At 72.5% G+C, this 23,411-nt stretch carries 23 protein-coding genes and 1 riboswitch; of the genes, 12 read left to right on the top strand and 11 right to left on the bottom strand.

Annotated elements, in window-relative coordinates:
* Window positions 1-29 precede the first annotated feature (29 nt).
* The 4 genes from P0Y31_RS10760 to P0Y31_RS10745 are packed head-to-tail and all read right to left on the bottom strand — an operon-like array spanning window position 30 to window position 3,004.
* Window positions 30-1,277 (bottom strand): heparan-alpha-glucosaminide N-acetyltransferase domain-containing protein, encoded by a 1,248-nt coding sequence (locus tag P0Y31_RS10760; protein WP_275869219.1) that lies wholly within the window; start codon window positions 1,275-1,277, stop codon window positions 30-32.
* 4 nt (window positions 1,278-1,281) lie between these two features.
* Complete coding sequence (locus P0Y31_RS10755; RefSeq protein WP_275869217.1) at window positions 1,282-1,596, bottom strand: AzlD domain-containing protein; 315 nt, start codon at window positions 1,594-1,596, stop codon at window positions 1,282-1,284.
* Entirely contained in the window at window positions 1,593-2,396 is an 804-nt protein-coding gene (locus tag P0Y31_RS10750) for an AzlC family ABC transporter permease (RefSeq protein ID WP_275869215.1), read from the bottom strand. Before P0Y31_RS10750 ends, P0Y31_RS10755 begins: the two co-directional genes overlap by 4 nt.
* Complete coding sequence (locus P0Y31_RS10745; protein WP_275869214.1) at window positions 2,393-3,004, bottom strand: GNAT family N-acetyltransferase; 612 nt, start codon at window positions 3,002-3,004, stop codon at window positions 2,393-2,395. Before P0Y31_RS10745 ends, P0Y31_RS10750 begins: the two co-directional genes overlap by 4 nt.
* Before the next feature lie 84 nt (window positions 3,005-3,088).
* Here P0Y31_RS10745 and paaA point away from each other — a divergent pair, with 84 nt between their 5' ends.
* Genes paaA through paaE form a run of 5 tightly spaced genes read left to right on the top strand, consistent with a single transcriptional unit; the run spans window position 3,089 to window position 6,845 of the window.
* Entirely contained in the window at window positions 3,089-4,111 is a 1,023-nt protein-coding gene (gene paaA / locus P0Y31_RS10740) for a 1,2-phenylacetyl-CoA epoxidase subunit PaaA (RefSeq protein ID WP_275808925.1), read from the top strand.
* Window positions 4,108-4,416, top strand: coding sequence for a 1,2-phenylacetyl-CoA epoxidase subunit PaaB (paaB, locus tag P0Y31_RS10735; protein WP_275869212.1), 309 nt, complete (start codon window positions 4,108-4,110; stop codon window positions 4,414-4,416). The genes paaA and paaB overlap by 4 nt, the downstream gene beginning before the upstream one ends.
* Complete coding sequence (gene paaC / locus P0Y31_RS10730) at window positions 4,416-5,192, top strand: 1,2-phenylacetyl-CoA epoxidase subunit PaaC (RefSeq protein WP_275869211.1); 777 nt, start codon at window positions 4,416-4,418, stop codon at window positions 5,190-5,192. Before paaB ends, paaC begins: the two co-directional genes overlap by 1 nt.
* Window positions 5,193-5,197: 5 nt before the next feature.
* On the top strand, window positions 5,198-5,713 hold the full coding sequence (gene paaD, locus P0Y31_RS10725; RefSeq protein WP_275869208.1) for a 1,2-phenylacetyl-CoA epoxidase subunit PaaD: 516 nt from the start codon (window positions 5,198-5,200) through the stop codon (window positions 5,711-5,713).
* Between the two features lie 16 nt (window positions 5,714-5,729).
* Entirely contained in the window at window positions 5,730-6,845 is a 1,116-nt protein-coding gene (gene paaE, locus P0Y31_RS10720) for a 1,2-phenylacetyl-CoA epoxidase subunit PaaE (protein WP_275869206.1), read from the top strand.
* A 7-nt stretch (window positions 6,846-6,852) separates the two neighbouring features.
* Here the strand turns inward: paaE and P0Y31_RS10715 are convergent, their stop codons facing one another.
* Together P0Y31_RS10715 and P0Y31_RS10710 are read right to left on the bottom strand one after the other, a co-directional pair.
* Entirely contained in the window at window positions 6,853-7,320 is a 468-nt protein-coding gene (locus P0Y31_RS10715) for a dihydrofolate reductase (protein ID WP_275869204.1), read from the bottom strand.
* A 41-nt stretch (window positions 7,321-7,361) separates the two neighbouring features.
* On the bottom strand, window positions 7,362-8,171 hold the full coding sequence (locus P0Y31_RS10710; RefSeq protein ID WP_275808910.1) for a thymidylate synthase: 810 nt from the start codon (window positions 8,169-8,171) through the stop codon (window positions 7,362-7,364).
* Window positions 8,172-8,288: 117 nt separating this feature from the next.
* Between P0Y31_RS10710 and dapA the strand changes: the two genes are divergently transcribed.
* On the top strand, window positions 8,289-9,179 hold the full coding sequence (gene dapA, locus P0Y31_RS10705; protein ID WP_275869202.1) for a 4-hydroxy-tetrahydrodipicolinate synthase: 891 nt from the start codon (window positions 8,289-8,291) through the stop codon (window positions 9,177-9,179).
* Window positions 9,176-10,861 carry a ribonuclease J gene (locus P0Y31_RS10700; RefSeq protein ID WP_275869200.1) on the top strand — a complete coding sequence of 562 codons (1,686 nt, stop codon included), beginning with the start codon at window positions 9,176-9,178 and terminating at the stop codon, window positions 10,859-10,861. The genes dapA and P0Y31_RS10700 overlap by 4 nt, the downstream gene beginning before the upstream one ends.
* Before the next feature lie 33 nt (window positions 10,862-10,894).
* Here P0Y31_RS10700 and P0Y31_RS10695 read toward each other — a convergent pair whose 3' ends face one another.
* The 4 genes from P0Y31_RS10695 to P0Y31_RS10680 all read right to left on the bottom strand — a co-directional run bounded on the left by P0Y31_RS10695 (window position 10,895) and on the right by P0Y31_RS10680 (window position 14,726).
* The gene (locus P0Y31_RS10695; RefSeq protein WP_275808901.1) at window positions 10,895-11,287 is read right to left on the bottom strand and encodes a hypothetical protein; all 393 of its coding nucleotides are present in this window, start codon (window positions 11,285-11,287) and stop codon (window positions 10,895-10,897) included.
* On the bottom strand, window positions 11,284-11,907 hold the full coding sequence (locus P0Y31_RS10690) for a hypothetical protein (protein ID WP_275869198.1): 624 nt from the start codon (window positions 11,905-11,907) through the stop codon (window positions 11,284-11,286). Before P0Y31_RS10690 ends, P0Y31_RS10695 begins: the two co-directional genes overlap by 4 nt.
* A gap of 76 nt (window positions 11,908-11,983) precedes the next feature.
* Window positions 11,984-12,940 (bottom strand): helix-turn-helix domain-containing protein, encoded by a 957-nt coding sequence (locus tag P0Y31_RS10685; RefSeq protein WP_275869196.1) that lies wholly within the window; start codon window positions 12,938-12,940, stop codon window positions 11,984-11,986.
* A gap of 385 nt (window positions 12,941-13,325) precedes the next feature.
* The gene (locus tag P0Y31_RS10680) at window positions 13,326-14,726 is read right to left on the bottom strand and encodes an aminotransferase class V-fold PLP-dependent enzyme (RefSeq protein WP_275869194.1); all 1,401 of its coding nucleotides are present in this window, start codon (window positions 14,724-14,726) and stop codon (window positions 13,326-13,328) included.
* 42 nt (window positions 14,727-14,768) lie between these two features.
* A riboswitch (SAM riboswitch) is annotated at window positions 14,769-14,881 on the bottom strand.
* A 506-nt stretch (window positions 14,882-15,387) separates the two neighbouring features.
* Here P0Y31_RS10680 and P0Y31_RS10675 point away from each other — a divergent pair.
* From P0Y31_RS10675 to P0Y31_RS10665, 3 genes are all read left to right on the top strand, one after another.
* Window positions 15,388-17,919 carry a DNA translocase FtsK gene (locus P0Y31_RS10675; RefSeq protein ID WP_275869822.1) on the top strand — a complete coding sequence of 844 codons (2,532 nt, stop codon included), beginning with the start codon at window positions 15,388-15,390 and terminating at the stop codon, window positions 17,917-17,919.
* Between the two features lie 116 nt (window positions 17,920-18,035).
* On the top strand, window positions 18,036-19,331 hold the full coding sequence (locus tag P0Y31_RS10670; RefSeq protein WP_275869192.1) for a multidrug effflux MFS transporter: 1,296 nt from the start codon (window positions 18,036-18,038) through the stop codon (window positions 19,329-19,331).
* Between the two features lie 45 nt (window positions 19,332-19,376).
* The gene (locus P0Y31_RS10665) at window positions 19,377-20,036 is read left to right on the top strand and encodes an ion channel (protein WP_275869190.1); all 660 of its coding nucleotides are present in this window, start codon (window positions 19,377-19,379) and stop codon (window positions 20,034-20,036) included.
* On the opposite strand, the gene P0Y31_RS10660 is transcribed toward P0Y31_RS10665, so the two are convergent.
* Window positions 20,033-21,238, bottom strand: a complete 1,206-nt coding sequence (locus tag P0Y31_RS10660; protein ID WP_275869187.1) for a dipeptidase — start codon at window positions 21,236-21,238, stop codon at window positions 20,033-20,035. The two genes, P0Y31_RS10665 and P0Y31_RS10660, sit on opposite strands and share 4 nt — an antisense overlap.
* 33 nt (window positions 21,239-21,271) lie before the next feature.
* On the opposite strand from P0Y31_RS10660, the gene rimO reads away from it, so the two are divergent.
* Complete coding sequence (gene rimO / locus P0Y31_RS10655) at window positions 21,272-22,762, top strand: 30S ribosomal protein S12 methylthiotransferase RimO (RefSeq protein WP_275869185.1); 1,491 nt, start codon at window positions 21,272-21,274, stop codon at window positions 22,760-22,762.
* Window positions 22,759-23,406 (top strand): CDP-alcohol phosphatidyltransferase family protein, encoded by a 648-nt coding sequence (locus tag P0Y31_RS10650; protein ID WP_275869182.1) that lies wholly within the window; start codon window positions 22,759-22,761, stop codon window positions 23,404-23,406. The genes rimO and P0Y31_RS10650 overlap by 4 nt, the downstream gene beginning before the upstream one ends.
* The last annotated feature ends 5 nt before the right edge of the window (window positions 23,407-23,411 follow it).

Genomic DNA, 23,411 nt, shown 5'->3' with positions numbered 1-23,411 from the left:
CGTGACCGCGGCGGGGTGACGGGCCGACCTCAGCGGGTCAGGCCGTCCCCCGTCGGCACGGCCGGGCCGCGGACGACCGCGCGCCGAGCCTGTGCGGCCGCCCAGCGCGCCACCGCCTCGAGCGGGCCACGCCGGCCGGCCAGGGTGAAGGCGGCCCCGACGGCCAGGGCCAGCAGGGCGTGCCGGGTGTAGTTGGCGAGGGTCGGCTCGGGCCAGCGGCCCGGCGTGAGCAGCACGACGTGCAGGCTGTACAGCGTCAGGGTCATCGCGCCGGCGCCGAACAGGGTGGCCCAGGCGGCGCCCGTCCACCGGGTGGCCTGCGCCGCCCGGGAGAGCAGCAGGGCGGCACCGATCACCGCGGCTGCGGTACCGGTCGTGTGGGCCAGGTCGAGCGGGGTGGCCGAGTGCGGCGCCGCCACTGCCAGCCACCACCACGTGTCGGTGGGGGTCGTGCCGCCCATGCCGAGAGCGATGCGGGGGGCCACCTCGTCCCAGGAGGCTGCACCGGGGGAGCTCGTGACCATGGCCTGCTGCGCTGCTGACAGCGAGGTCAGGGCCCAGGACAGCCCCCAGGCGGCCAGGGCCGTGGCGCAGCCGACCGCGAGGATGCGGGTCGCCACGGCGCTGCTGCGCAGGTCGAGACGGCCGATCGCCATTCCCGCCAGCAGGTAGGTCAACCACGGGATGGCCGGGTAGTAGCCGGTGAGCAGGAGGTCGACGAGCGTCGCGCCGAGCGCGTCCACGCTGGCCGTGGTCGGCACCGTGGCCGGCTGTGGCCCCCACGCCTGGCGGACCACGTGCGAGGCGACCGGGGCCGCCACGCACCACCAGCCGGCCAGGGCCAGCAGGGTGCCCGCCGACTGCCCCAGGAACGGCAGGCCGAGGAGGAAGAGGGCGGCGTAGTAGACGAGGATGACGGCGACCCGGGTGTCGAGCTGGCCGAGCCACAGCCCCACCAGGGCGATGACCAGGGCCCGGGCCGCCAGCCCCGCAGCATCGCCGAGCCGTCGGGTCCCCGTGTGAGGGCGCTGCCGCCCGGTCATCAGGGACAGGGACACCCCGGCCAGGACGGCGAACAGCGCCGAGGACCGGCCCCCGGCCACGGCCTGGGGCCACGCGAGGCGGCCAGAGGCGTCGACCGGGTTGAGGATGTGGGTGGCCATCATGCCGAGCAGGGCCACGCACCGGGCCACGTCGATGCCGACCAGGCGCGAGGCGAGACGGGCGTCCCGGCGGCCCGGTCCACTGCGTCCCTGCTCCAACCGGGCGGTCGACACCGGGTCAGCCCCAGCCGGCCGCGCGCAGCAGGGCTGCCGTCACCGCGGCGAGGGTCACGACGAGCAGGAAGGGGGCCCGCAGGGCCAGCGCCGTCATCGCCACGAGGACGGCGGCGAGACGGGCGTCGACCACGAGGGCGCCTCCCTCGCCGGTGAGGGTCTGCACCGCCACCAGGGCCGACAGCAGCGCGATCGGCAGCGCCGAGGTGACCCGGCTCGTCCGCGGTCCCTCGAGCCACCCGGCCGGCACCACGTAACCGAGGAACTTCAGGGCGAAGGCCAGGGCGCTCGCGGTGAGGACGGCCGTCCACATGGTCACGGCTGCTCCCTCCTCGCGCGCGACCCCTCGGGCGAGGGGGGAGGGGGGCCGGACCCGGGGACGTGCTCAGCGGAGGGTGGCGCGCTCTCGTCGGCCCAGTGGTGGGGCGGCGCGGGGTCGCGGTGCGCCGTCGGCCACACGGCCCCGACCAGTGCCGTGAGCGCAGCAACCAGCACGGGCACGCCGGCGGGGGCGTGCGGGGCGAGGAGCACGGCCACCAGGGCGGCCAGGGCCGCGATCGCGAAGGCGTCCCTCGACTTCAGCCGCGGCCACAGCAGACCGCAGAAGGCCGCCGCGGCCGCCGCGTCGAGCCCGTAGGTCTTCGGGTCGCCGATGGCGTCGCCGACGAGGGCGCCCAGCAGGGTCATGAGGTTCCACAGGACGAAGACCGCGATGCCCGTGGCCCAAAAGCCCAGCCGGGCCGCCCTCTCCTCGGGCTGGGCCACCCCGACCGCGGTGGACTCGTCGATCGTCAGGTGCGCGGCAGCAGCGCGCCGCAGGCCGCGGACGTCGAGCATCCTGGCCACCTGCAGCCCGTACAGGCCGTTCCGGGCGCCGAGCAGGGTCGAGGTGGCGATCGCCGCGGGTGCGCCGGCGAGCCCTCCGGCGACCAGGCCGACGAAGGCGAACTGGGAGCCGCCGGAGAACAGCAGGAGGGACAGCGCCTGGGTCTGCAGGATGTCGAGTCCGGCCGCGGTCGACAGGGCGCCGAAGCTGATGCCGTAGGCGCCGGTGGCGATTCCGACCGACAGCGCCTGGCGCTGCACGGCGCGCCGCCGAGCAGGGTCGAGGGCCGTCACGGTCCCGTTGTGCCGAGGGCCGCCACGAGCCTCACCTCGCGGGCCGTCCGGCCGTCGGGGGAGACCACGCGGTCGCGGAAGGCGCCGTCCGGCGACAGTCCGGCCCGGGCGAAGAAGGCCCTGGTGTCCTCGTCGGTGGCGAGCAGCCAGGTGTGCAGCGACTCGGCGCCGGCGCCGCGCAACGTGTCGACGGCGGCGTTGAGCAGGCGTGACCCGTGCCCGGCCCGGCGGGCCTGCGGGTGGACCCCGATGGCGGTGAGCTCACCGGTGAGCGGCGACGCGTCGGGGTCCTGGCTCGGGCCGATCGCCGCGAACCCGACCACCTGCTCGCCCGCACAGGCAGCCAGCAACCGGTGGACGCCCTCCGGCGGGTTCGCCAGCGAGGTGCGCCACGCCTTGGCGAAGGCGGCGGGCTCGAAGGTGGCGAGGACGTCGGCCGGCACCACGTCGGCATACGCCTGCCTCCACACGGTGGCCTGCACCAGGCCGACCGCGGGGGCGTCGCTCTCCCGGGCGAGGCGCACGCTGGCGTCGGCCACCGGGCCGGTCGCGGCCTCGTGCTCGTGCTCGTGGTGGGGGTGCGGGTGCGCGTGCTCGTGGGCGTCCACCCGGCCATCCTCGCACCCGGCGGGCGATGTGACACCAAAGCGGCACAATTGCAATGAGGTGTAACACCACCCCATACTGGAGGCATGTACGGCAACGACTTCGGCCCCGAGGCGGACCACGCCCTGCCGAACCCCGACGAGCCGCTCAACGCCGCCGAGTCGGGCCTGTTCGACGACCTCATCGAGGCCGACCAGCGCATCGAGCCGCGCGACGAGATGCCCGACGCCTACCGCCAGACGCTGATCCGCCAGATCGCCCAGCACGCGCACTCCGAGATCATCGGCATGCAGCCGGAGGGCAACTGGATCACCCGTGCGCCCAGCCTGCGTCGCAAGGCGATCCTCATGGCCAAGGTGCAGGACGAGGCGGGCCACGGGCTGTACCTCTACAGCGCCGCGGAGACCCTCGGGGTCGACCGGCAGGAGCTGCTCGACCGGCTGCACTCGGGGAAGCAGAAGTACTCCTCGATCTTCAACTACCCGACGCTCACGTGGGCCGACTGCGGCGCGATCGGGTGGCTCGTCGACGGTGCAGCGATCATGAACCAGGTGCCGCTGTGCCGCTGTTCCTACGGCCCCTACGCCCGCGCGATGATCCGCGTCTGCAAGGAGGAGTCGTTCCACCAGCGCCAGGGCTTCGAGATCCTCTGGACGCTCATGCGCGGCACGGACGCCCAGAAGGCGATGGCCCAGGACGCGGCGAACCGCTGGTGGTGGCCGGCCCTGATGATGTTCGGGCCGCCCGACACCGGTGAGGCGGCCAAGGCCGGTGGGCACACCGAGCAGTCGATGGCCTGGGGCATCAAGCGGTTCGCCAACGACGACCTGCGCCAGAAGTTCGTCGACATGATGGTGCCGCAGGCGGAGAAGCTCGGCATCGTGCTGCCCGACCCCGACCTGCGGTGGAACGAGGAGCGCGGCCACTACGACTTCGGCCCCATCGACTGGGACGAGTTCTGGCGCGTGCTCAAGGGCGACGGGCCGTGCAACGCCGAGCGCATCGCCCACCGCCGCGCCGCCCACGAGGACGGCGCCTGGGTGCGCGAGGCTGCCACCGCGTATGCCGCCAAGCAGGCCGGGCGCGAGCGTCAGGGGAGTGCCGCGTGAGCACGGAGAACGGTGTGGGCGACGAGAAGTCGTGGCCGCTGTGGGAGGTCTTCGTCCGGGGCAAGCGCGGCCTGTCGCACGTGCACGTCGGCTCGCTGCACGCGCCCGACGCGACGATGGCCCTGCGCAACGGCCGTGACGTCTACACCCGACGCCAGGAGGGTGTCTCGCTCTGGGTGGTCAAGGCGGCCGACATCACCGCGTCGAGCCCGGACGAGCGCGACTCCTTCTTCGACCCGGCAGCCGACAAGGTCTACCGCCACCCCACGTTCTACGACGTGCCCGAGGACGTGGAGTACCTCTGATGGGTGAGTCGCTGGTGGCCGCGAACCCTGTTGCGGCGCAGTACATCCAGGGTCTGGCCGACGACGCCCTCGTCTACGCGCAGCGGCTCGGCGAGTGGATCTCGCGCGCCCCGCAGATCGAGGAGGACATGGCGCTCGCCAACGTCGGACTCGACCTGCTCGGGCAGGCCCGTGCCCTGCTGACCCGCGTGGGTGAGCTCGACGGCACCGGCCGGTCCGAGGACGACCTGGCCTACTTCCGCGACGAGCGGGAGTTCCGCAACGTCCACCTCGTCGAGCAGGAGCGCGACGGGTTCGGCTTCGAGATGGCGCGGCTGCTCACGTTCTCGACCTGGCAGTGCGAGCTGTACGCCGCCCTGCGCCGCTCGAGCGACCCGGTGCTGGCCGGCGTCGCCGAGAAGGCGCTCAAGGAGGTCACCTACCACCGCGACCACGCCACGCAGTGGGTGCTCCGGCTCGGCGACGGCACTGACGAGTCGCACCAGCGGATGCAGGCGGGCCTGGAGTCCGTGGCGCCGTACGTCGCCGAGCTGTTCGACGACGACGAGACCGCGCGGGCTGCTGCCGACACCGGCGTCGGGGTGCTGCCGTCGACCCTCCACGAGGCATGCACCGCCCGGATCGCCGCTGTGGTGGCGCAGGCGACGCTGGAGCTGCCCGAGACGCCGAGGTGGCGCAGCCGCGGAGGCCGCGACGGCATCCACTCGCGCCCCATGGGCTACCTGCTGGCGGAGATGCAGCACATCGCCCGGTCGCACCCCGGGGCCAGCTGGTGACCGTCATGACCGAGGCTGATCCGCTGCTGAGATCCGCTGTCGCCCAAGCGATCTCGGACATCCCTGACCCCGAGGTGCCCGTCGTCACGATCGAGGACCTCGGGATCCTGCGCCACCTGGAGGTCGACGAGGCGGCCCACCGGGTTTCGGTGACCATCACGCCGACCTACTCGGGTTGCCCGGCCATGGAGGCGATCGTGCACCGCATCGTGCACGAGGCGCAGCGGCACGGCTACGCCTGCTCCGTGGAGACCCGGCTGAGTCCCGCGTGGACCACGGACTGGATGTCCGAGCGCGGCCGCACCCGGCTGCGTGAGTTCGGGATCGCTCCGCCGGAGCCGGGCGTCGGCGCGCGGGACAGCGGCCCCGTGGCCGTCTCGCTGCAGGTCCGGCAGGTCGTGTGCCCGCAGTGCGGCAGCACCGACACCGAGGAGCTGGCCCGCTTCGGCTCCACCGCCTGCAAGGCCCTCCGGCGGTGCCTGGCGTGCCGCGAGCCCTTCGACCAGTTCAAGGAAATCTGATGGCCAAGGCGATCTGATGGCTGCTCTCGTGACCCGACCCACGCGGCGGCGGGCCCAGTTCCACGCACTCACCGTGACCGGCGTCGAGCGGCTCACCGACGACGCGGTGGCCGTGACCTTCGCCGTCCCGGAGGAGCTGCACGACGACTACGCCTACGCACCGGGCCAGCACCTGACCCTGCGCGCCAGCATCAACGGCGAGGACGTGCGGCAGTCCTACTCGATCTGCGTCGCACCGTCCGCCGCCAGGGCCACCGGCACCCTGCGGGTCGCCTCGGCCCGCGTGGCTGGCGGCCGGATGTCCAACTGGCTCAACGACGTCGTGCGTCCCGGTGACGTCGTCGACGTGATGACGCCTCTGGGCTCGTTCACCTGCCCGACGCAGCCGGACGCGAGACGACACCACGTCGCCGTCGCCGCGGGCAGCGGGATCACGCCGGTGCTGTCGATCATCACCGCGGTCCTGGAGGAGGAGCCGGGTTCGCGGGTGACGCTCCTCTACGGCAACCGGCGCACCTCCTCGGTCATGTTCCTCGAGGAGCTCGCCGACCTGAAGAACCGCTACCCGGAGCGGCTCCAGCTCGTGCACGTGCTCTCGCGCGAGCCGCAGGACGTCGAGCTGTTCTCCGGCAGGCTCGACCCCGACCGCGTCAGCCGCATCCTTGCGGCGCTCGCTCCCGTCGAGACGGTCGACGAGTGGTACCTCTGCGGTCCCTACGGCATGGTCACCGGCGCCCAGGAGCTGCTGGCGGCGGCCGGCGTCGACAGCCACCACGTGCACCACGAGGTCTTCCACGTCGCGGAGCAGGAGTCGCCGCGCCGTGAGGTCGTCGTCGAGGCGGGCGCCCCACCGGAGGCCGTCGTCACGGTCAACCTCGACGGGCGCACCACCCGCATCGAGATGCCCAGCCGGGAGGAGACCATCCTCGACGCCACGCTGCGCTCCCGTCCCGATGCGCCGTACTCCTGCACGGGCGGCGTGTGCGGCACCTGCCGCGCGCGGCTCGTGTCGGGCGAGGTGCGGATGGACCGGAACTACGCGCTCGAGCCCGACGAGGTGGCCGCGGGCGTCGTGCTCGCCTGCCAGAGCCACCCCGTCACCGACGAGGTCTCGCTCGACTACGACGCCTGACGGAGCCTCAGGCGCGCTCGTAGGTGACGATGTCGAAGCCCTCGTGGGTCTCGCGTGAGGTCTCGCGCCACTTCTCGGGCGACCACTCGGGGAACCACGTGTCGCCGTCGGGGGAGTCGTGGACCTCGGTCAGCACCAGCCGCTGGGCGAACGGCAGCGCCTCGGCGTAGACCTCGCCACCCCCGACGACGTAGACCTCGTTGGCCGGGCCGGCCAGCGACAGGGCCTCCGGCAACGAGTGCGCGGCCTCGACGTCGGCGTGGCTCCAGCCCGGCTGCCGCGTGATGACGATGGTCCGGCGCCCGGGCAGCACGCGCCCGATCGACTCGAACGTCTTGCGCCCCATGACCATCGGATGGCCCATGGTCGTGTGCTTGAAGTGCTTCAGGTCCTCCGGCAGGTGCCAGGGCATCTCGCCGTCGCGGCCGATGACGCGGTTGCGGCCGAGGGCTGCGATGAGCGTGACGCGGGTCATGCCACGCAGTATGCCGCGTGCCGGCCGTGCGCCGCCTGCGCTCAGACCGCGATGGGCGCCTTGATGGAGGGGTGCGCCCGGTAGCCGACCAGCTCGAAGTCCTCGAGGTCGAACTCGTCGATCTGCTTCCCGGGCGCGATCCTCATCTGCGGCAGGGGGAAGGGCTCGCGGGTCAGCTGCTCACGCGCCTGCTCGACGTGGTTGGAGTAGAGGTGGGCGTCGCCGAGCGTGTGGATGAACTCACCGGGCTCGAGGTCGCAGACCTGGGCCACCATCATCGTCAGCAGCGCGTAGGAGGCGATGTTGAACGGCACACCGAGGAAGATGTCGGCGGAGCGCTGGTAGAGCTGGCACGACAGCTTCGCGCGTCCTCCGTCGCGGGCCGGGGCCACGTAGAACTGGAACATCGTGTGGCACGGCGGCAGCGCCATCGAGTCGACGTCGGCGACGTTCCAGGCGCTGACGATGTGCCGGCGGGAGTCCGGGTTGGTCCTGATCGACTCGATGACCTTCGCGATCTGGTCGACGTGCCCACCGTCGGGGGTGGGCCACGAGCGCCACTGGTAGCCGTAGACCGGCCCGAGGTCGCCGTTCTCGTCGGCCCACTCGTCCCAGATGGTGATGCCGCGGTCCCGGAGCCACTTCACGTTGGTGTCGCCGCGCAGGAACCAGAGCAGCTCGCCGATGATCGACTTCAGGTGCAGCTTCTTGGTGGTCAGCACCGGGAAGCCCTCGGAGAGGTCGAAGCGCATCTGGTAGCCGAACACGCTGCGGGTGCCGGTGCCCGTCCGGTCCGACTTGTCGACCCCGTGGGTCATGACGTGGTCGAGGAGGTCGAGGTATTGCCGCACGCGGCCAGACTACGCGGGCACCAAGCGCGTCAGGCGGATCGTCCGCGGCGAGCCGGGCACGACCACGGTGGGAACGGCATACCGGGGGTTGCCTCGACGCGCGATAGCCTGACCACCATGACTTCTGCGTCTCCTTTCGGCCGCGTCGTGACGGCCATGGTGAGCCCGATGCGGCCCGACGGCGGCCTGGACCTCGACGCCGCACAGCTGGTGGCGCAGCACCTGGTCGACCACGGCCACGACGGCATCGTCGTCAACGGCACCACGGGCGAGTCGCCCACCACGACGGACGCGGAGAAGAGCGACCTCGTGCGGGCTGTCGTCGAGGCGGTGGGCGACCGGGCCCGGGTCACGGCGGGCGCGGGCACCAACGACACCGCGCACTCCCTCGAGCTCGCGCGGGCCGCGGAGGCGGCCGGAGCCCACGCGCTCCTGGTGGTGGCGCCCTACTACAACAAGCCCCCGCAGGAGGGCCTGCGCGCCCACTGCACGGCCGTCGCGGACGTGACCGAGCTGCCGGTGATGCTCTACGACATCCCCGGGCGCTCCGGCATACCGTTCACCACCGAGACCCTGCTCGAGCTGGCCCGCCACCCCCGCATCCAGGCCGTCAAGGACGCCAAGGGTGACCTGTGGGGCGCCACCAGGGTCATGGCCGAGACCGACCTGCTGTGGTTCTCCGGCGACGACGTGCTCTCGCTGGCCCACCTGGCGCAGGGCGCCACCGGTGTGGTCAGCGTGGTGGGGCACGTGGCCGGTGACGTGTATGCCGAGATGGTCGCCGCCGTGGACAAGGGAGACCTCGCGCGGGCGCGCGAGCTGCACCACCAGCTCATCCCGGTGGTCGACGCCATCATGAACATCACCCAGGGAGCCATCATGGCCAAGGCTGCGCTCAAGGAGCTCGGGGTCATCGACTCCGCCGCCGTGCGCCTTCCCCTGGTCGAAGCCACCTCCGAGCAGGCCGCCGCACTGCGTGACGGCCTCAGAACGTCAGGACTCATGTGAGCCATCCCCACCCAGAGCTTCCCGCACCCCCCGCGCTGCCCGACGGCGGCGTCCGCATCGTCGCCCTCGGCGGCCTGGGTGAGGTCGGCCGCAACATGGCCGTCATCGAGCACGACGGGCAGCTGCTCGTCATCGACTGCGGCGTCCTCTTCCCCGAGGACCACCACCCGGGCGTCGACCTGATCCTCCCGGACTTCGAGTACATCGAGGACCGCCTCGACGACGTCCAGGCGATCGTGCTCACCCACGGGCACGAGGACCACATCGGCGCGGTGCCGTACCTGCTCAAGCTGAAGCCCGACATCCCCCTGGTCGGCTCGATGCTCACCCTCGCCCTGGTCGAGGCGAAGCTGCGCGAGCACAAGATCACCCCCTACACCCTCGGGGTGAAGGAGGGCATGCGCGAGCAGCTCGGCGTCTTCGACTGCGAGTTCGTGGCGGTCAACCACTCCATCCCCGACGCGCTGGCCGTCTTCGTCCGCACCCCCGGCGGCACCATCCTCCACACGGGCGACTTCAAGATGGACCAGCTGCCGCTCGACGGACGGCTCACCGACCTGCGGGCCTTCGCGCGCCTCGGCGAGGAGGGCGTCGACCTCTTCATGACCGACTCCACCAACGCCGAGGTGCCCGGCTTCACCACGCCGGAGAAGGACATCGCCCCGGCCATCGACAAGGTGTTCCGGCACGCCCGCCGCCGCATCATCGTCGCCTGCTTCTCCTCCCACATCCACCGCGTGCAACAGGTGCTCGACGCCGCCGAGAAGGCCGGGCGCAAGGTCGCCATGGTCGGCCGCTCGATGGTGCGCAACATGACCATCGCCGCCGACCTGGGCTACCTCCACGTGCCGGACGGCGTGCTGGTCGACGTCAAGCGGCTCGACGACTTCCCCGACAACCAGGTCGTGCTCATCTGCACCGGGTCGCAGGGCGAGCCCATGGCGGCCCTGTCGCGGATGGCCAACCGCGACCACCGCATCGACGTCGGCGAGGGCGACACGGTGCTCATGGCCTCCTCGCTCATCCCCGGCAACGAGAACGCCGTCTACCGGGTCATCAACGGCCTCATGCGGCTGGGCGCCGACGTGGTGCACAAGGGCAACGCCCGGGTGCACGTCTCCGGCCACGCCAGCGCCGGTGAGCTGCTCTACTGCTACAACATCGTCAAGCCCCGCAACGTCATGCCGGTGCACGGCGAGTGGCGCCACCTCGTGGCCAACGCCGAACTGGCGGTGCAGACCGGCGTCGACCGCGACAACGTCGTACTCGCCGAGGACGGCGTCGTGGTCGACCTCGTCGACGGTCAGGCGCGCATCGTCGGGGCCGTGCCGTGCGGCTACACCTACGTCGACGGCTCGTCGGTGGGCGAGTTCGACGAGGCGCTGCTGAAGGACCGCCGCATCCTGCGCGACGAGGGCTTCATCTCGGTCATCGTCGTCATGGACGCGGCCACCGGGAAGATCGCCGCCGGCCCGGAGATCCACGCGCGTGGTTTCGCCGAGGACGACGAGATCTTCAAGCAGGTGCGTCCCAAGATCGAGCAGGCCCTCGCCGAGGCCACCGGCAAGGGCGTGACCGACACGCAGCAGCTCGAGAAGGTCGTGCGACGCGCCGTCGGTGGCTGGGTCGGCGGCAAGATCCGCCGGCGCCCGATGATCATCCCGGTGGTCATCGAGGCCTGACCCCGCGTCAGGTGGCGGTCAGAGCAGCGACGATCAGAGCAGCGACATGGCGACGCCCGCGCACGCGCAGGCGAACAGGGTGCTGACGAAGGTGCCGATGATGAACCGCTCGGCGGCGGCGGACTTCTTGCCCGCCTGCAGCTCGGGGTAGCGCGCGAGACTCTTCACGGCCAGCACGACCGCGATGCCCTCGGGCCAGCCGGCCACGATGGAGGCGTAGATCGCGGTCCGCTCGAGCACGCCGATCCAGGCGCCGCCGCGCAGGATCTCCTGAGCGGCTTCCACGGAGTCGGCCTCGTCGGTGGGGGCGACGTGGTCACCGCGGTCGACCTGCCGGAAGACGAGGGTGGTCAGCAGGCCACCGCCGGCGAGGGCGACCACGCCCAGGACACCGATGACCAGCACGGTGGCGAGCGTGCTGTTCACGCGTCCGCCTCGGCGAGCAGGGCCTCCGCGAGCTCGGCACCCCGGCGCCCCTCGTGGAGGGCGGCCCGCGCCAGGCGCTGGCTGACCGCCGAGGGGGAGATGTCGAGCCGGTCGGCGATGTCCCGGCCGGTCAGGCCCGTGTCGGCCATGTCGACGATCTCCCATCCCTCGGGGGTGCGGCGTCGCAGCAGCACCGTGAGCAGCCACAGGGCGGACTCTGCGTGTCGCGCCCGGTCGGCCCCACCGTAGTGGCCGGCGCCGTCAGCGTGGACGACCCGGAGGTCGGTGGGGGAGGAGGCTGCCCTGTCGACGGCCTCCCGGGCAGCGAGGAAGGCGGGGCCCGAGGCGGCCCGGGTGGAGTCGGGCAGCGGCGTGTCGACCGCGCCGACCCCCAGCCCGACCCGCCAGTCGCCGAGCCGCACGAGCTCGGTGACCGCCCGGACCGCGGCACCTGGGGAGGAGAGCGCGCCCTGGATCTCGTCGCCCACCGTCCGCTCGAAGGGGAGCGCCACGCCGGAGCCAGGGCCCGGGCCCAGGGCGGCCTCGAGGGTCGCCAGTGCCTGGGGCACCCGGTCGCCGTGCCGGGTGCTGCGCTTCTGGTCAGCGGTCAGGACGAACATGCATGAAGCCTAGGGCATTAATAGCGACAAATGAAGGCTGATGACTTCATTGGCGTGGATTCAGCAGCCGCGCCTGTCAGCCCGTGCAACGGAACGTGCGGCGGTAGGCCTGGGGCGTGGTGCCGACCTGACGGGTGAAGTGGTGGCGCAGGATGGCGGCCGTGCCCAGTCCGGTGCGGCCGGCGACCTGCTCCACGGAGGCGTCGGTGTCCTCGAGGAGGCGCCGGGCGAGCAGCACCCGCTGGGCGGTCACCCAGGCGTGCGGTGTCGCGCCCGTCTCGGCCCGGAACCGGCGCGCGAAGGTCCGCTCCGACATCATGGCCCGCCGCGCCAGCGTCTCGACCGAGAGGTCCTCGGCGAGGTTCTCGGTGGCCCACTCGAGCACCGGCTGGAGGGAGTCGGCCTCGATCGCGGGAAGTGGGGCCTCGACGTACTGGCGCTGACCGCCGTCGCGCTGGGGAGGAACGACCATGCGGCGCGCGATCGCGGAGGCCACGGTCGCGCCCAGCTCCCTGCGCACGAGGTGGAGGGTCGCGTCGATGCCCGCGGCGGTGCCGGCCGAGGTGATGATGTTGCCGTCCTCGACGAAGAGCACGTCCAGCACCACGTCCACGGCGGGGAACTCCTCGGCCAGCTCGTTGGTGTTCATCCAGTGCGTCGTGGCACGCCTGCCGTCGAGCAGCCCGGCCTTGGCCAGGGTGAAGGCGCCGCTGCACAGCGACATGACCCAGGCGCCCCGCTTGTCGGCTGCCCGCAGCTGCTCGACGAGGGGCTCGGGGACGGGGGCCTGTCGCGGCCGCGACGCCGGCACGACGATGAGGTCGGCCTCGGCCAGCCTGTCGAAGCCGTGCTGGGCCGTGAGGGTGAAGCCCATCTCGGTCGGGACCGGCTGTCCCGGCTGCTCGCTGCAGACCGCGAAGTCGAAGGGCGGCACGCCCTGGTCGGTGCGGTCGAGGCCGAAGACCTCGCAGGCGACGGAGAACTCGAACGGGGAGACCGTGTTGACCAGGGGTACGGCCACGTTGTGCAGCATGCCGACAGCGTGACACAGCAGATGGCGGAAAATCTACGGGAGATGGCATTTCTGCCACTCGTGGCGGCAATCAGGTTGGGCGCACGATTTCTGCCATGGGCTTCTTCATCGTTCTCGCCATTCTCGTCACCATCGCGATCCTCGCCCCGATCTACGGGGTCGACACCAGGTTCGACCGCGACCAGTACCCGCGCTGGTCCTGACCTCTTCCGCCCCCGGCCCGCCACGAGCCCCCACGTGCCGTGAGATCCCAGCTCTCGCGTGAAGAGTGCTGTCTTTGCGCGAGGGGTGGGATCTCGCACCACGGTGAGGCGCCGCCCGGCTCGTCCACGACCAGCATCCGCGCTGGTCCTGACCCGGGCTCACCCCTCGACCTGCTCCCGCCTCACCAGGGGCGGGGGAGGCTGAGGTCGCGGGGGTCGGACACCGGCGTCCAGCCCTCAGGGCCGCGCTCGTACTCGAAGGCGGGTCCCCGGGCTGCCAGCGACGCCACGGCCGACAGCAGCCGGTCCACGTGCTCGGCGGTGTTGGCCAGCCCGACGCTGGCGCGGACCGCGCTCGCCGGGCCGGCGGCATACGGGTCGTCGAGCAGGGCGTCCACCAGGAGGTGGGCGCAGAACTTGCCGTCCCGCACGCCGATCCCGTGCTCGGCGGAGAGGGCTGCCGACACGAGCGAGGAGTCCAGGCCGTCGACCGTGAACGCCACCACGGGCACCCGCGCGTGGTCGGGGCCGAAGATCGAGTAGGTCTGCACGCCGTCGATGGCGGCCAGGCCGTCGGCCAGCCACCGGCCCAGGGCGCTCTCGTGCGCCTCGACGGCCTCGCGGTGCTCGGCCAGCGTCGAGCACGCCGCGGCCAGCGCAACCGCGCCGATCACGTTGGGGGAGCCGGCCTCGTGGCGTGCCGCCCCCCGGTGCCACGTCGTGCCCCGCTCGGTGACCGAGGCGGTCGCGCCGCCGCCGGCGAGGTACGGAGCGGCCTGGTCGAGCCAGTCGCCCGGCCCCGCGAGCACGCCGGCGCCGAACGGCGCGTAGAGCTTGTGCCCGGAGAAGGCGACGTAGTCCACCCCGAGCGCCTCGAGGTCGATGGGGCGGTGCGGGGCGAGCTGCGCGGCGTCGAGGGCCACCCGGGCGAAGTGCTGGTGGGCGACGTCGGCGAGCTCGCGCACGGGCCAGACCTCGCCGGTGACGTTGGAGGCCCCGCACAGCACCACCAGGCGGTGGCGGGCGGTGGAGCGCTCGAGCGCGCTCGACAGGAGCACGCGCGCATCGTCGAGGCTGCCGGGGACCGGCAGGCGGGTGGTGCGGCCCGCCCACGGCAGGAGCGTGGCGTGGTGCTCGGCCTCGAAGACGAAGACCTCCGTGCCCCGGGGAAGGGCGCGGGCGAGCAGGTTGAACGAGTCGGTGGTGTTGCGGGTGAAGACGACCTCGTCGCCCTCACGCGCACCGACGAAGCGCCGGACCTCCTCCCGGGCCGCCTCGTACCACCGGCTCGTCACGCGCGAGGCATACCCGTTGCCCCGGTGCACGGACGAGTAGGTGCGCAGGGCGGTGTCGACGGCCTGCTTGACCGAGACGAGAGCCGGTGTGGAGGCGGCGTGGTCGAGGTTGGCGTAGTCGACCACGGTGCGGTGCAGGGTCGGCACGCCGAGGTCGGCCGAGACCACCGCGGGCACCGGACCCGCGGCCGCGGGCTCGCCGGGCACGGGCCGCAGGTGGCGACGGTGGTGGGCCTGCCCGGTGTGGGTCTCGGGGGCTCGGTTGCGGCTGGTGCTGGCGATGGACACGGCGTGCTCCTGGGGTCCGGTGGACCCGGGGGAGTGGCCGCGGGTCCGCGCTTGCCACCTGCGGGCGCAGGCGACCCGGTCGTCACCCGGAGCACCCCACCGCGGAGGAGGGTTGCTGGCCAGCAAGCCGGGGCTGCGCGCTGGCACTCATGACCTTGGCGGGAACGGTAGCGAGCGACGTCCCCGCGGCGCCACCACGCCGTCGGTGATTCCCGCCATCTGAGACCCGGCCCGGCTCCTGGAGGGAGCATCCGGCCGTGGCGGGGGCGAGGTGGCCAGGTCTGCCTGCGTCGACGCTCCCGCCAGAGCGTCGACGCAGGCCCCGCCAGACGCACCCTCAGGGTGGCACGTCCCCGCCGCCGCTGGGGCCCTGACCTGCGGAAATGGCCGAATCACGACAGTCGGGTCAACCGTTCGGAGGATGCCGTCACGGGCAAGAAACCGCTCGGTGTGGCGCGTGTGACGCGTGTTTCCGCAGAGGCGATCGCGTACCGTGCGGAGCATGGCGACACGTCCGTCCACCTCCGCGCGCTCTTCGACGAGTCGCAGCACGTCCACGCGCCCGGCCAACCGCAAGCCCGCCACCAGGAAGGCGGCCCCGCGCGGGCAGGCCAAGGGCGGCGGCCTGCCGCTGCCGCTGCGCGCGATCCGGGGGACGTGGATGGGCATGGCGCACGTCGCCGGCGGCGCGGTGCGCCGGGTCGGCCACAGCGCCCGTGACCTCGAGCCCGAGCACCGCCGCGACGGCTTCGGGTTCGCCCTCATCGGCCTGGCCATCGTCGTCGCCGCGCGCGAGTGGTGGGCGTTCGAGGGCGTCGTCGGCGACGTCGTCCACGCCGTGGTCGCCGGCACGTTCGGCCGGGTCGCGTATGCCGTGCCGCTCGCCCTGCTCTTCCTCGGCCTGCGCCTGCTCCGGGCGCCGGACGAGTCCACCGCCAACTCCCGGATCGGCATCGGCCTCGGAGCCCTGTCCTTCGCGGCCTCCGGCCTCGTGCACGTCGCCAAGGGCATCCCGCAGCCGCCGGACGGCGCCGACCCCATGCGTGACGCGGGCGGCATCATCGGCTTCCTGGCCTCGAGCCCCCTCGAGGCCGCGGTCAGCGTCTACGGCACGGTGCCGATCCTCCTGATGCTCGGCTTCTTCGGGCTGCTCGTGCTGAGCGCGACGCCGGTCCACATGATCCCCGAGCGGCTCGCCGAGCTGCGCGACCACCTGCTGCACCGCGGCGCACCCGTCGAGGAGCCCGAGGAGGAGAAGCCCAAGCGGCAGCGACGCAAGATCGGCCCCGACGCCGACGGCAACCTCGACGGCGACATGCCCTTCGAGCAGGCCGCCGTCGTCGCACCCGACGGCAAGCGCCTGCGGCCCGGCCAGAAGCGTCCCACCGCCCCGGGCGTGCTCGCCCCCACCGCGGCCAAGGAGCCCGGCGGCGCCGCCACCAGCCCAGCCGTCGACGTCAAGCCGGCCCTCGAGGCCCCGCCGACCACCCCGCTGCCGCAGCGCGTGGAGCAGCTCGCCCTCGCCGGCGACATCACCTACACGCTGCCGGACAACGCCATCCTCGAGCCGGGCTCGCCGCACAAGACGCGCAGCGCCGCCAACGACCGGGTCGTCGAGTCGCTGACGCAGGTGCTCGACCAGTTCGACATCGACGCCCAGGTCACCGGCTTCACCCGTGGCCCGACGGTCACCCGCTACGAGGTCGAGCTCGGCCCCGGCATCAAGGTCGAGCGGGTCACCGCGCTGTCGAAGAACATCGCGTATGCCGTGGCCTCGGCCGACGTGCGCATCCTCAGCCCCATCCCGGGCAAGTCGGCGATCGGCATCGAGATCCCCAACGCCGACCGCGAGAAGGTGTCGCTCGGCGACGTGCTGCGCAGCCAGGCGGCCCGTGGCAACGAGCACCCGATGGTCATGGGCGTCGGCAAGGACGTCGAGGGCGGCTACGTCATCGCCAACCTCGCGAAGATGCCCCACCTGCTCGTCGCGGGCGCCACCGGCGCCGGCAAGTCGAGCTTCGTCAACTCGATGATCACCTCGATCCTCATGCGCTCGACACCGGACGAGGTGCGCATGGTGCTGGTCGACCCCAAGCGCGTCGAGCTCACGGCCTACGAGGGCATCCCGCACCTCATCACCCCGATCATCACGAACCCGAAGAAGGCCGCCGAGGCCCTGCAGTGGGTGGTGCGGGAGATGGACACCCGCTACGACGACCTCGCGATGTTCGGGTTCAAGCACGTCGACGACTTCAACAAGGCGGTCCGCGCGGGCAAGGTCAAGCCGCTGCCCGGGTCGGAGCGCCAGATCCACCCCTACCCGTACCTGCTCGTCATCGTCGACGAGCTCGCCGACCTGATGATGGTCGCGCCGCGCGACGTCGAGGAGTCGATCGTCCGCATCACCCAGCTCGCGCGCGCCGCCGGCATCCACCTGGTGCTCGCCACCCAGCGCCCCTCGGTCGACGTCGTCACCGGCCTCATCAAGGCCAACGTGCCGTCGCGGATGGCGTTCGCCACCTCCTCGCTCGCCGACAGCCGGGTCGTGCTCGACCAGCCCGGCGCGGAGAAGCTCATCGGCCAGGGTGACGCGCTCTTCCTCCCCATGGGCGCCAGCAAGCCGATGCGCGTGCAGGGCGCCTGGGTCACCGAGTCCGAGATCCACGCGGTGGTCAAGCACGTCACCGAACAGCTCAAGCCCAACTACCGCGACGACGTCACCGTGGTCGCGGCCAAGAAGCAGATCGACGACGACATCGGCGACGACCTCGACCTGCTGCTGCAGGCCGCCGAGCTCGTGGTCACGACCCAGTTCGGCTCGACGTCGATGCTCCAGCGCAAGCTCCGGGTGGGCTTCGCCAAGGCGGGGCGGCTCATGGACCTGCTCGAGTCCCGCGGCGTGGTGGGCCCGTCGGAGGGTTCGAAGGCCCGCGACGTGCTGGTCAAGCCCGACGACCTGCCGACCACGCTGGCGCTCATGCGCGGCGAGGACGTCCCCGACCCCGACCCGGTCTACGACGGCGAGGCCGACGGCGACGGCGCAGGGGCGGTCACCGACGGCTCGGTCGACCGCACCGACGAGGTCGCGGTCGGCGCCTACGCGGCCCGCGACCTCGGCCCCGACCTCGACGCCTACGAGCAGGTGGACGGCGAGAGCGACGAGGACGCCTGGTCGCTCACCGACCGCGGCTGAGCACCGGCCCCACGACCCCGGTATGCCGTGGTGGCGCCGACGGTGCCCCACCGGCATACGCCGTGGAATGAGACGGCGCGGAATAGTGAGCCCACTCGGTTGCGTTGGCCACCGACGTGACTGCGCCGACCACTGAGCTGACTCCCGAACCCACCGACCTGGCGCAGCGACCCAGCCGCCGGGGCGTCCGCCTCCCGCGGCCGGTGATGCTCGAGGCGCCGCGCGGCCGCTCCTACGTGAAGTTCGTGCTGGTGCTCGGCGCCCTCATCGCGATCGGGCCGCTCACCATCGACACCTACCTCCCCGCGATGCCGTCGATCGCCGACGAGCTCGGGGCCACGGAGTCGCAGGTGCAGGGCACCCTCACCGGGATCCTGCTCGGCCTCGGGCTCGGCCAGCTGCTCGTCGGCCCGCTGGCCGACGCCGTCGGCCGCCGCAAGCCGCTCATCGCCGGCCTCGTGCTGCACATCGTCGCGTCGGTGGCCTGCGCGCTCGCCCCCACCGTCGAGCTGCTCACCGCAGCGCGTGTCGTGCAGGGGCTCGGCAACGCCGCGGTCTCGGTGGTGGCCATGGCCACGGTGCGCGACCTGTTCACCGGCTCGGCGGCAGCCACGCTGCTCTCGCGGCTGATGCTCGTCATGGGCATCGCCCCCATCGTGGCGCCGACCATCGGAGGCGCCGTCCTCGCGCACACCTCGTGGCGCGGGGTCTTCGGCCTGGTCTCCCTTGCCGGGGTGGTGCTCGTGACGGTGGCCTCGCTGCTGCTGCGCGAGACCCTGCCGCCCGAGCGTCGCCGTCGCCTCGAGCCGCTGCCGGTGCTGCGCACCTACGCCTCGCTGCTGCGCGACCGCACGTTCGTCGGGCTGGTCCTGATCTCGGGCCTGATGTTCGCCACCCTCTTCTCCTACATCGGGGGCTCGTCCTTCGTCCTCCAGGAGATCTACGGCCTCAGCGTCGCCCAGTTCGGCCTCGCCTTCGGGCTCAACTCGCTGGGCTTCCTCACCGGGTCGCAGCTCAACCCCCTCCTGCTGCGCCGTCTCGGCCCGCGCGACATCGTCCGGGCGGGGGTCGCCATCGGTGCAGTCTCCGCCCTCGTGCTGCTCGCGGCCGCGGTCACCGGCATCGGCGGGCTGCCGCTGGTCCTCGGGCCGCTGTGGTTCCTGTTGTTCGCCTGCGGCCTGACGCTGCCCAACACCCCCGCGCTGGCGCTCACCCGGCACGGAGAGGCCGCCGGCACCGCTGCGGCCCTGCTCGGCGCCTCGCAGTTCGTCATCGGCGGGGCGGCGGCCCCGGTGATCGGTGCGCTCGGCTCCGGCTCCGCGGTGCCGATGGCCCTCGTGATGGCCACCACGGCGACAGGCGCAGCGGCCGTCGCCGCGCTGACCCTGCGGGGACCCGTCGGCGAGGCCTGACGCCGGGTCGCGCTGTGGGGCCGGCGACGCCCTAGGGTGTCCGCCATGTCGCAGTGGATGACCACCGTGAAGGCGCATCCCTCGGGTGTGCTCCTCGCCGCCCAGCTGATCGCCGTGCTGGCCTACCCGTTCACCGGGGAGACCCCTGTGGGGCGCGCCGTGCTCGGCGTGTTCGGGCTGTTCGTCCTCGCCGTCGCGGTCTGGGCCGTGCGGGCCACCCCGGCGCTGACCTGGATCGCCATCACCCTCGGGATCCCGGTGATGGTCCTGACGGTCGCCGAGGCGGTGTACCCGGGCAGTGAGGTGATCCGCCTGTGGTCGTCCATCCTCCACGCGCTGTTCTACGGCTACACGGCCTACGGCCTCGTGCGGTACCTCTTCGACGACACCTTCGTCACCCGCGACGAGGTGTTCGCGGTGGGCGCCAACTTCACCGTCGTGGCCTGGGGCTTCGCCTACGCCTTCATGGCGGTGCAGGTGGTCTGGCCCAACTCGTTCGTGTCGTTCCAGGGGGAGGGGTTCCAGGGCTTCCCGAACCTGCTGTTCCTGTCCTTCGCGACCCTGACGAGCGTGGGCCTCTCGGACGTCATCCCCGTGCTGCCACACGCCCGCTCCGTGGCCATGGTCGAGCAGGTCGCCGGCGTCCTCTACGTCGCGATGATCATCTCCCGCGTCGTCAGCCTGACGGTGCTCAAGCGGCGCTAGGGGGCCGTGGGTCCGTCGAGCTGGGCAATCGTCGCCAGGCTGGGGCCGCGCTGCTCCTGCAGCGCCCGGGCACCCGCCTCCGCGTCGCGCATCACGCGCAGGACGTTGCCGCTGGTGAGCTTGGCCAGGTCGTCGTCGGACCACCCCCGCTCCGCGAGCGCCTCGAGCAGGGCCGGGTATGCCGTGACGTCGCCCATGCCCTGCGGGAGCACCTCCACGCCGTCGTAGTCGCCGCCGACCCCGACGTGGTCGACGCCCGCCACCTCACGGACGTGCTCGCAGTGCCGCACGACGTCGTCGAGGGTGGCCGGGGGCTCGGGGTGACGGGCTCGGAAGTCGCGGTAGAAGGGGGAGAAGGCCGCCGCGTCGGCCTGGCTGATGCCCTGCGCCTGCGCCTCGGCGACCGCCTGCGCGTGCCAGGCCGCGGCCTCGGGGTTCACGAACTTCGGCACGAAGGTGACCATGCAGACCCCGCCGTTGTGGCGCAGCGACCCGAGCACGTCGTCGGGGACGTTGCGCGGGCTGTCGCAGACCGCACGGGCCGAGGAGTGCGAGAAGAGCACCGGCACCTCGGAGGCCCGCAACGCGTCGCGCATGGTGTCGGCCGAGACGTGGCTGAGGTCGACCAGCATGCCGATGCGGTTCATCTCGCGGACCACCTCGACCCCGAAACGCGACAGCCCGCCGACCACCGGCTCGTCGGTGCCCGAGTCCGCCCACGGGACGTTGCTGTTGTGGGTGAGGGTCAGGTAGCGCACCCCGAGGACGTGCAGCATGCGCAAGGTGGCCAGCGAGCAGTTGATCGAGTGCCCGCCCTCGGCGCCGAGGAGCGAGGCGATACGGCCCGTCGCCCAGGCCGCCTCCACCTCGTCCGCGGTGCGGGCGAAGGCCAGGTCGGCGGCATACCGGGCCACCATCTGGTGGCCGGCGTCCACCTGTTCGAGCGTGGCGCTGACCGCGTCGTCGCCGGTGAGGGAGGAGGGGACGAAGACCGACCAGAACTGGGCGCCGACCCCGCCCCGGCGCAGCCGTGGCAGGTCGGTGTGGGTGGTCGGCGAGCCGGAAGCGATGTCGAGCCGGTCGAAGTCGTAGCCCACCTGCTCGCGCGCCTCCCAGAGGAGGTCGTTGTGGCCGTCGAGCACGGGCTGGCGCTCGAGCAGCGACCGGATGCGGGCGGACGGTGCGACGGGAGCGGCGCTCATGGATGCGACCCTATCCACCTCTAGAGTGGGCGCATGAGCTCCTCCGCCTCGCGCAGCGTCGCCCTGGTCACCCTGGGGTGCACCCGCAACGAGGTCGACTCGGAGGAGCTGGCCGGCCGCCTCGCGGCCGAGGGTTGGCGGCTGGTCGACGACGCGGCCGAGGCCGACGTCGCGGTGGTCAACACCTGTGGGTTCGTCGAGCAGGCCAAGAAGGACTCGATCGACGTGCTGCTCGAGGCCTCCGCGGGCAAGGAGGACGGCCGCACCCAGGCCGTCGTCGCGGTCGGCTGCCTCGCCGAGCGCTACGGCGAGCAGCTGGCGGCGGAGCTGCCCGAGGCCGACGCGGTGCTGGGGTTCGACACCTACGCCGACATGTCCAGCCACCTCAAGGCGATCCTCACCGGGGAGCGGCCGGCCTCGCACACGCCCTCGGACCGGCGCCGGCTGCTGCCGCTCTCACCGGTGCAGCGCCAGGGTGGGACGAGCGGCGTGGCCCTGCCCGGCCATGGCGACCCGACCTCGCCGGAGCAGGCGCCGGCGACGCTGGAGCCGGCCGACGTCACCGTGGAGGGACCGGCACCCGCCTCCGGCCCGCGCATCATCCGGGCCCGGCTCGACGGCAGGCCCTGGGCGCCGCTGAAGATCGCCAGCGGCTGCGACCGGCGATGCGCCTTCTGCGCCATCCCGATGTTCCGGGGTGCCTTCGTCTCGCGCCGGCCCACCGACATCCTCGCCGAGGCCCGGTGGCTGGCCGAGCGAGGGGTCAGGGAGGTCTTCCTCGTCAGCGAGAACTCCACCTCCTACGGCAAGGACCTCGGCGACCTCGCCCTGCTCGAGAAGCTGCTGCCGGAGCTGTCGGCCGTCGAGGGGATCGAGCGGGTGCGGGTGTCCTACCTCCAGCCCGCCGAGATCCGTCCGGGCCTGCTCGACGCCATGGCGGCCACCCCGGGCGTCGTGCCGTACTTCGACATCTCCTTCCAGCACGCCTCCGCTCCCCTGCTGCGCCGGATGCGGCGCTTCGGCGGACGCGAGGCGTTCCTCGGTCTCCTCGACGACGTGCGGGGGCGGCTGCCCCGGGCCGGGATCCGCAGCAACGTCATCGTCGGATTCCCCGGCGAGACCGACGAGGACCTCGCCGAGCTCGAGGCGTTCCTCGTCGCTGCCCGGCTCGACGTCGTCGGGGTCTTCGGCTACTCCGACGAGGACGGCACCGAGGCCGAGGGCTACGGCCACAAGCTGCCGGAACACGTCGTGGCCGAGCGGGTCGCCCGCTTCTCCGCGCTCATCGAGGAGCTGAACGCGCAGCGGGCCGAGGAGCGAATCGGCGAGCTCGTCGAGGTGCTCGTCGAGGAGGTGGACGACGAGGACGGCCGGGTGGTCGGCCGCGCCCTCCACCAGGGCCCGGACGTCGACGGCGTCACGGTCCTCGAGGCCGCAGCCTGCCCGGGTGTCGGGGTCGGCGACACGGTCACGGCCACCGTGGTGGGCACCGAGGGGATCGACCTGCTCGCGGAGCCTGCATGAGCGAGCACGACCACCTCCTCGACCCCACGCCGAAGCCACCGCCGAGCCCGTGGAACATCGCCAACGCCCTGACGATGCTGCGGATCCTCATGGTGCCCGTCTACGGCTGGCTGCTGCTCTCCGACGGCGGGGACAACCCCACCCTCCGGTTCTGGGCGGCCGGGGTGTTCCTGCTCGCGATCGCGACCGACCGCGTCGACGGTGACATCGCCCGCAGCCGGGGCCTGATCACCGACTTCGGCAAGGTCGCCGACCCCATCGCCGACAAGGCGCTCATGGGGATGGCCTTCGTCGGGCTGTCGATCCTCGGTGAGCTCTGGTGGTGGGTGACCGTCCTCGTGCTCGTTCGCGAGTGGGGTGTGACCCTCATGCGCTTCTTCGTCATCCGGCACGGCGTCATGCCGGCCGGGCGGGGCGGCAAGCTCAAGACCGTCCTCCAGAGCGTCACCCTGACCCTGTTCACCCTGCCCCTGTGGACGTTCCCGCTCTCCGAGGCCTGGACCGCGGTGGCGTGGCTGACCATGGCGCTGGCCGTCGGCGTGACCCTGGTGACCGGGATCGACTACGTCGTGAAGGCACGCAGGCTGCGCCGCACCAGCGAGCGCACCCTGCGCAAGCGCGCCCGCGCGGCCAAGCGCGGGTGACCCCG

It is taken from the genome of Knoellia sp. 3-2P3, from assembly GCF_029223115.1.
Lineage (GTDB): Bacteria > Actinomycetota > Actinomycetes > Actinomycetales > Dermatophilaceae > Pedococcus_A.
The sequence above is the reverse complement of the archived record's forward strand: the minus strand, read 5'-3'. Positions and strand labels throughout refer to the sequence as shown.

What these genes read in the sequence shown, in the direction of transcription:
- P0Y31_RS10690 (WP_275869198.1), bottom strand. Translation starts at nt 11,907, where the DNA reads ATGTTCGTCCTGACCGCTGACCAGAAGCGCAGCACCCGGCACGGCGAC.
- rimO (WP_275869185.1), top strand. Translation starts at nt 21,272, where the DNA reads ATGAGCTCCTCCGCCTCGCGCAGCGTCGCCCTGGTCACCCTGGGGTGC.
- paaC (WP_275869211.1), top strand. Translation starts at nt 4,416, where the DNA reads ATGGGTGAGTCGCTGGTGGCCGCGAACCCTGTTGCGGCGCAGTACATC.
- P0Y31_RS10650 (WP_275869182.1), top strand. Translation starts at nt 22,759, where the DNA reads ATGAGCGAGCACGACCACCTCCTCGACCCCACGCCGAAGCCACCGCCG.
- P0Y31_RS10715 (WP_275869204.1), bottom strand. Translation starts at nt 7,320, where the DNA reads ATGACCCGCGTCACGCTCATCGCAGCCCTCGGCCGCAACCGCGTCATC.
- P0Y31_RS10675 (WP_275869822.1), top strand. Translation starts at nt 15,388, where the DNA reads ATGGGCATGGCGCACGTCGCCGGCGGCGCGGTGCGCCGGGTCGGCCAC.
- P0Y31_RS10660 (WP_275869187.1), bottom strand. Translation starts at nt 21,238, where the DNA reads ATGAGCGCCGCTCCCGTCGCACCGTCCGCCCGCATCCGGTCGCTGCTC.
- paaA (WP_275808925.1), top strand. Translation starts at nt 3,089, where the DNA reads ATGTACGGCAACGACTTCGGCCCCGAGGCGGACCACGCCCTGCCGAAC.
- dapA (WP_275869202.1), top strand. Translation starts at nt 8,289, where the DNA reads ATGACTTCTGCGTCTCCTTTCGGCCGCGTCGTGACGGCCATGGTGAGC.
- P0Y31_RS10685 (WP_275869196.1), bottom strand. Translation starts at nt 12,940, where the DNA reads ATGCTGCACAACGTGGCCGTACCCCTGGTCAACACGGTCTCCCCGTTC.
- P0Y31_RS10665 (WP_275869190.1), top strand. Translation starts at nt 19,377, where the DNA reads ATGTCGCAGTGGATGACCACCGTGAAGGCGCATCCCTCGGGTGTGCTC.
- paaE (WP_275869206.1), top strand. Translation starts at nt 5,730, where the DNA reads ATGGCTGCTCTCGTGACCCGACCCACGCGGCGGCGGGCCCAGTTCCAC.
- paaD (WP_275869208.1), top strand. Translation starts at nt 5,198, where the DNA reads ATGACCGAGGCTGATCCGCTGCTGAGATCCGCTGTCGCCCAAGCGATC.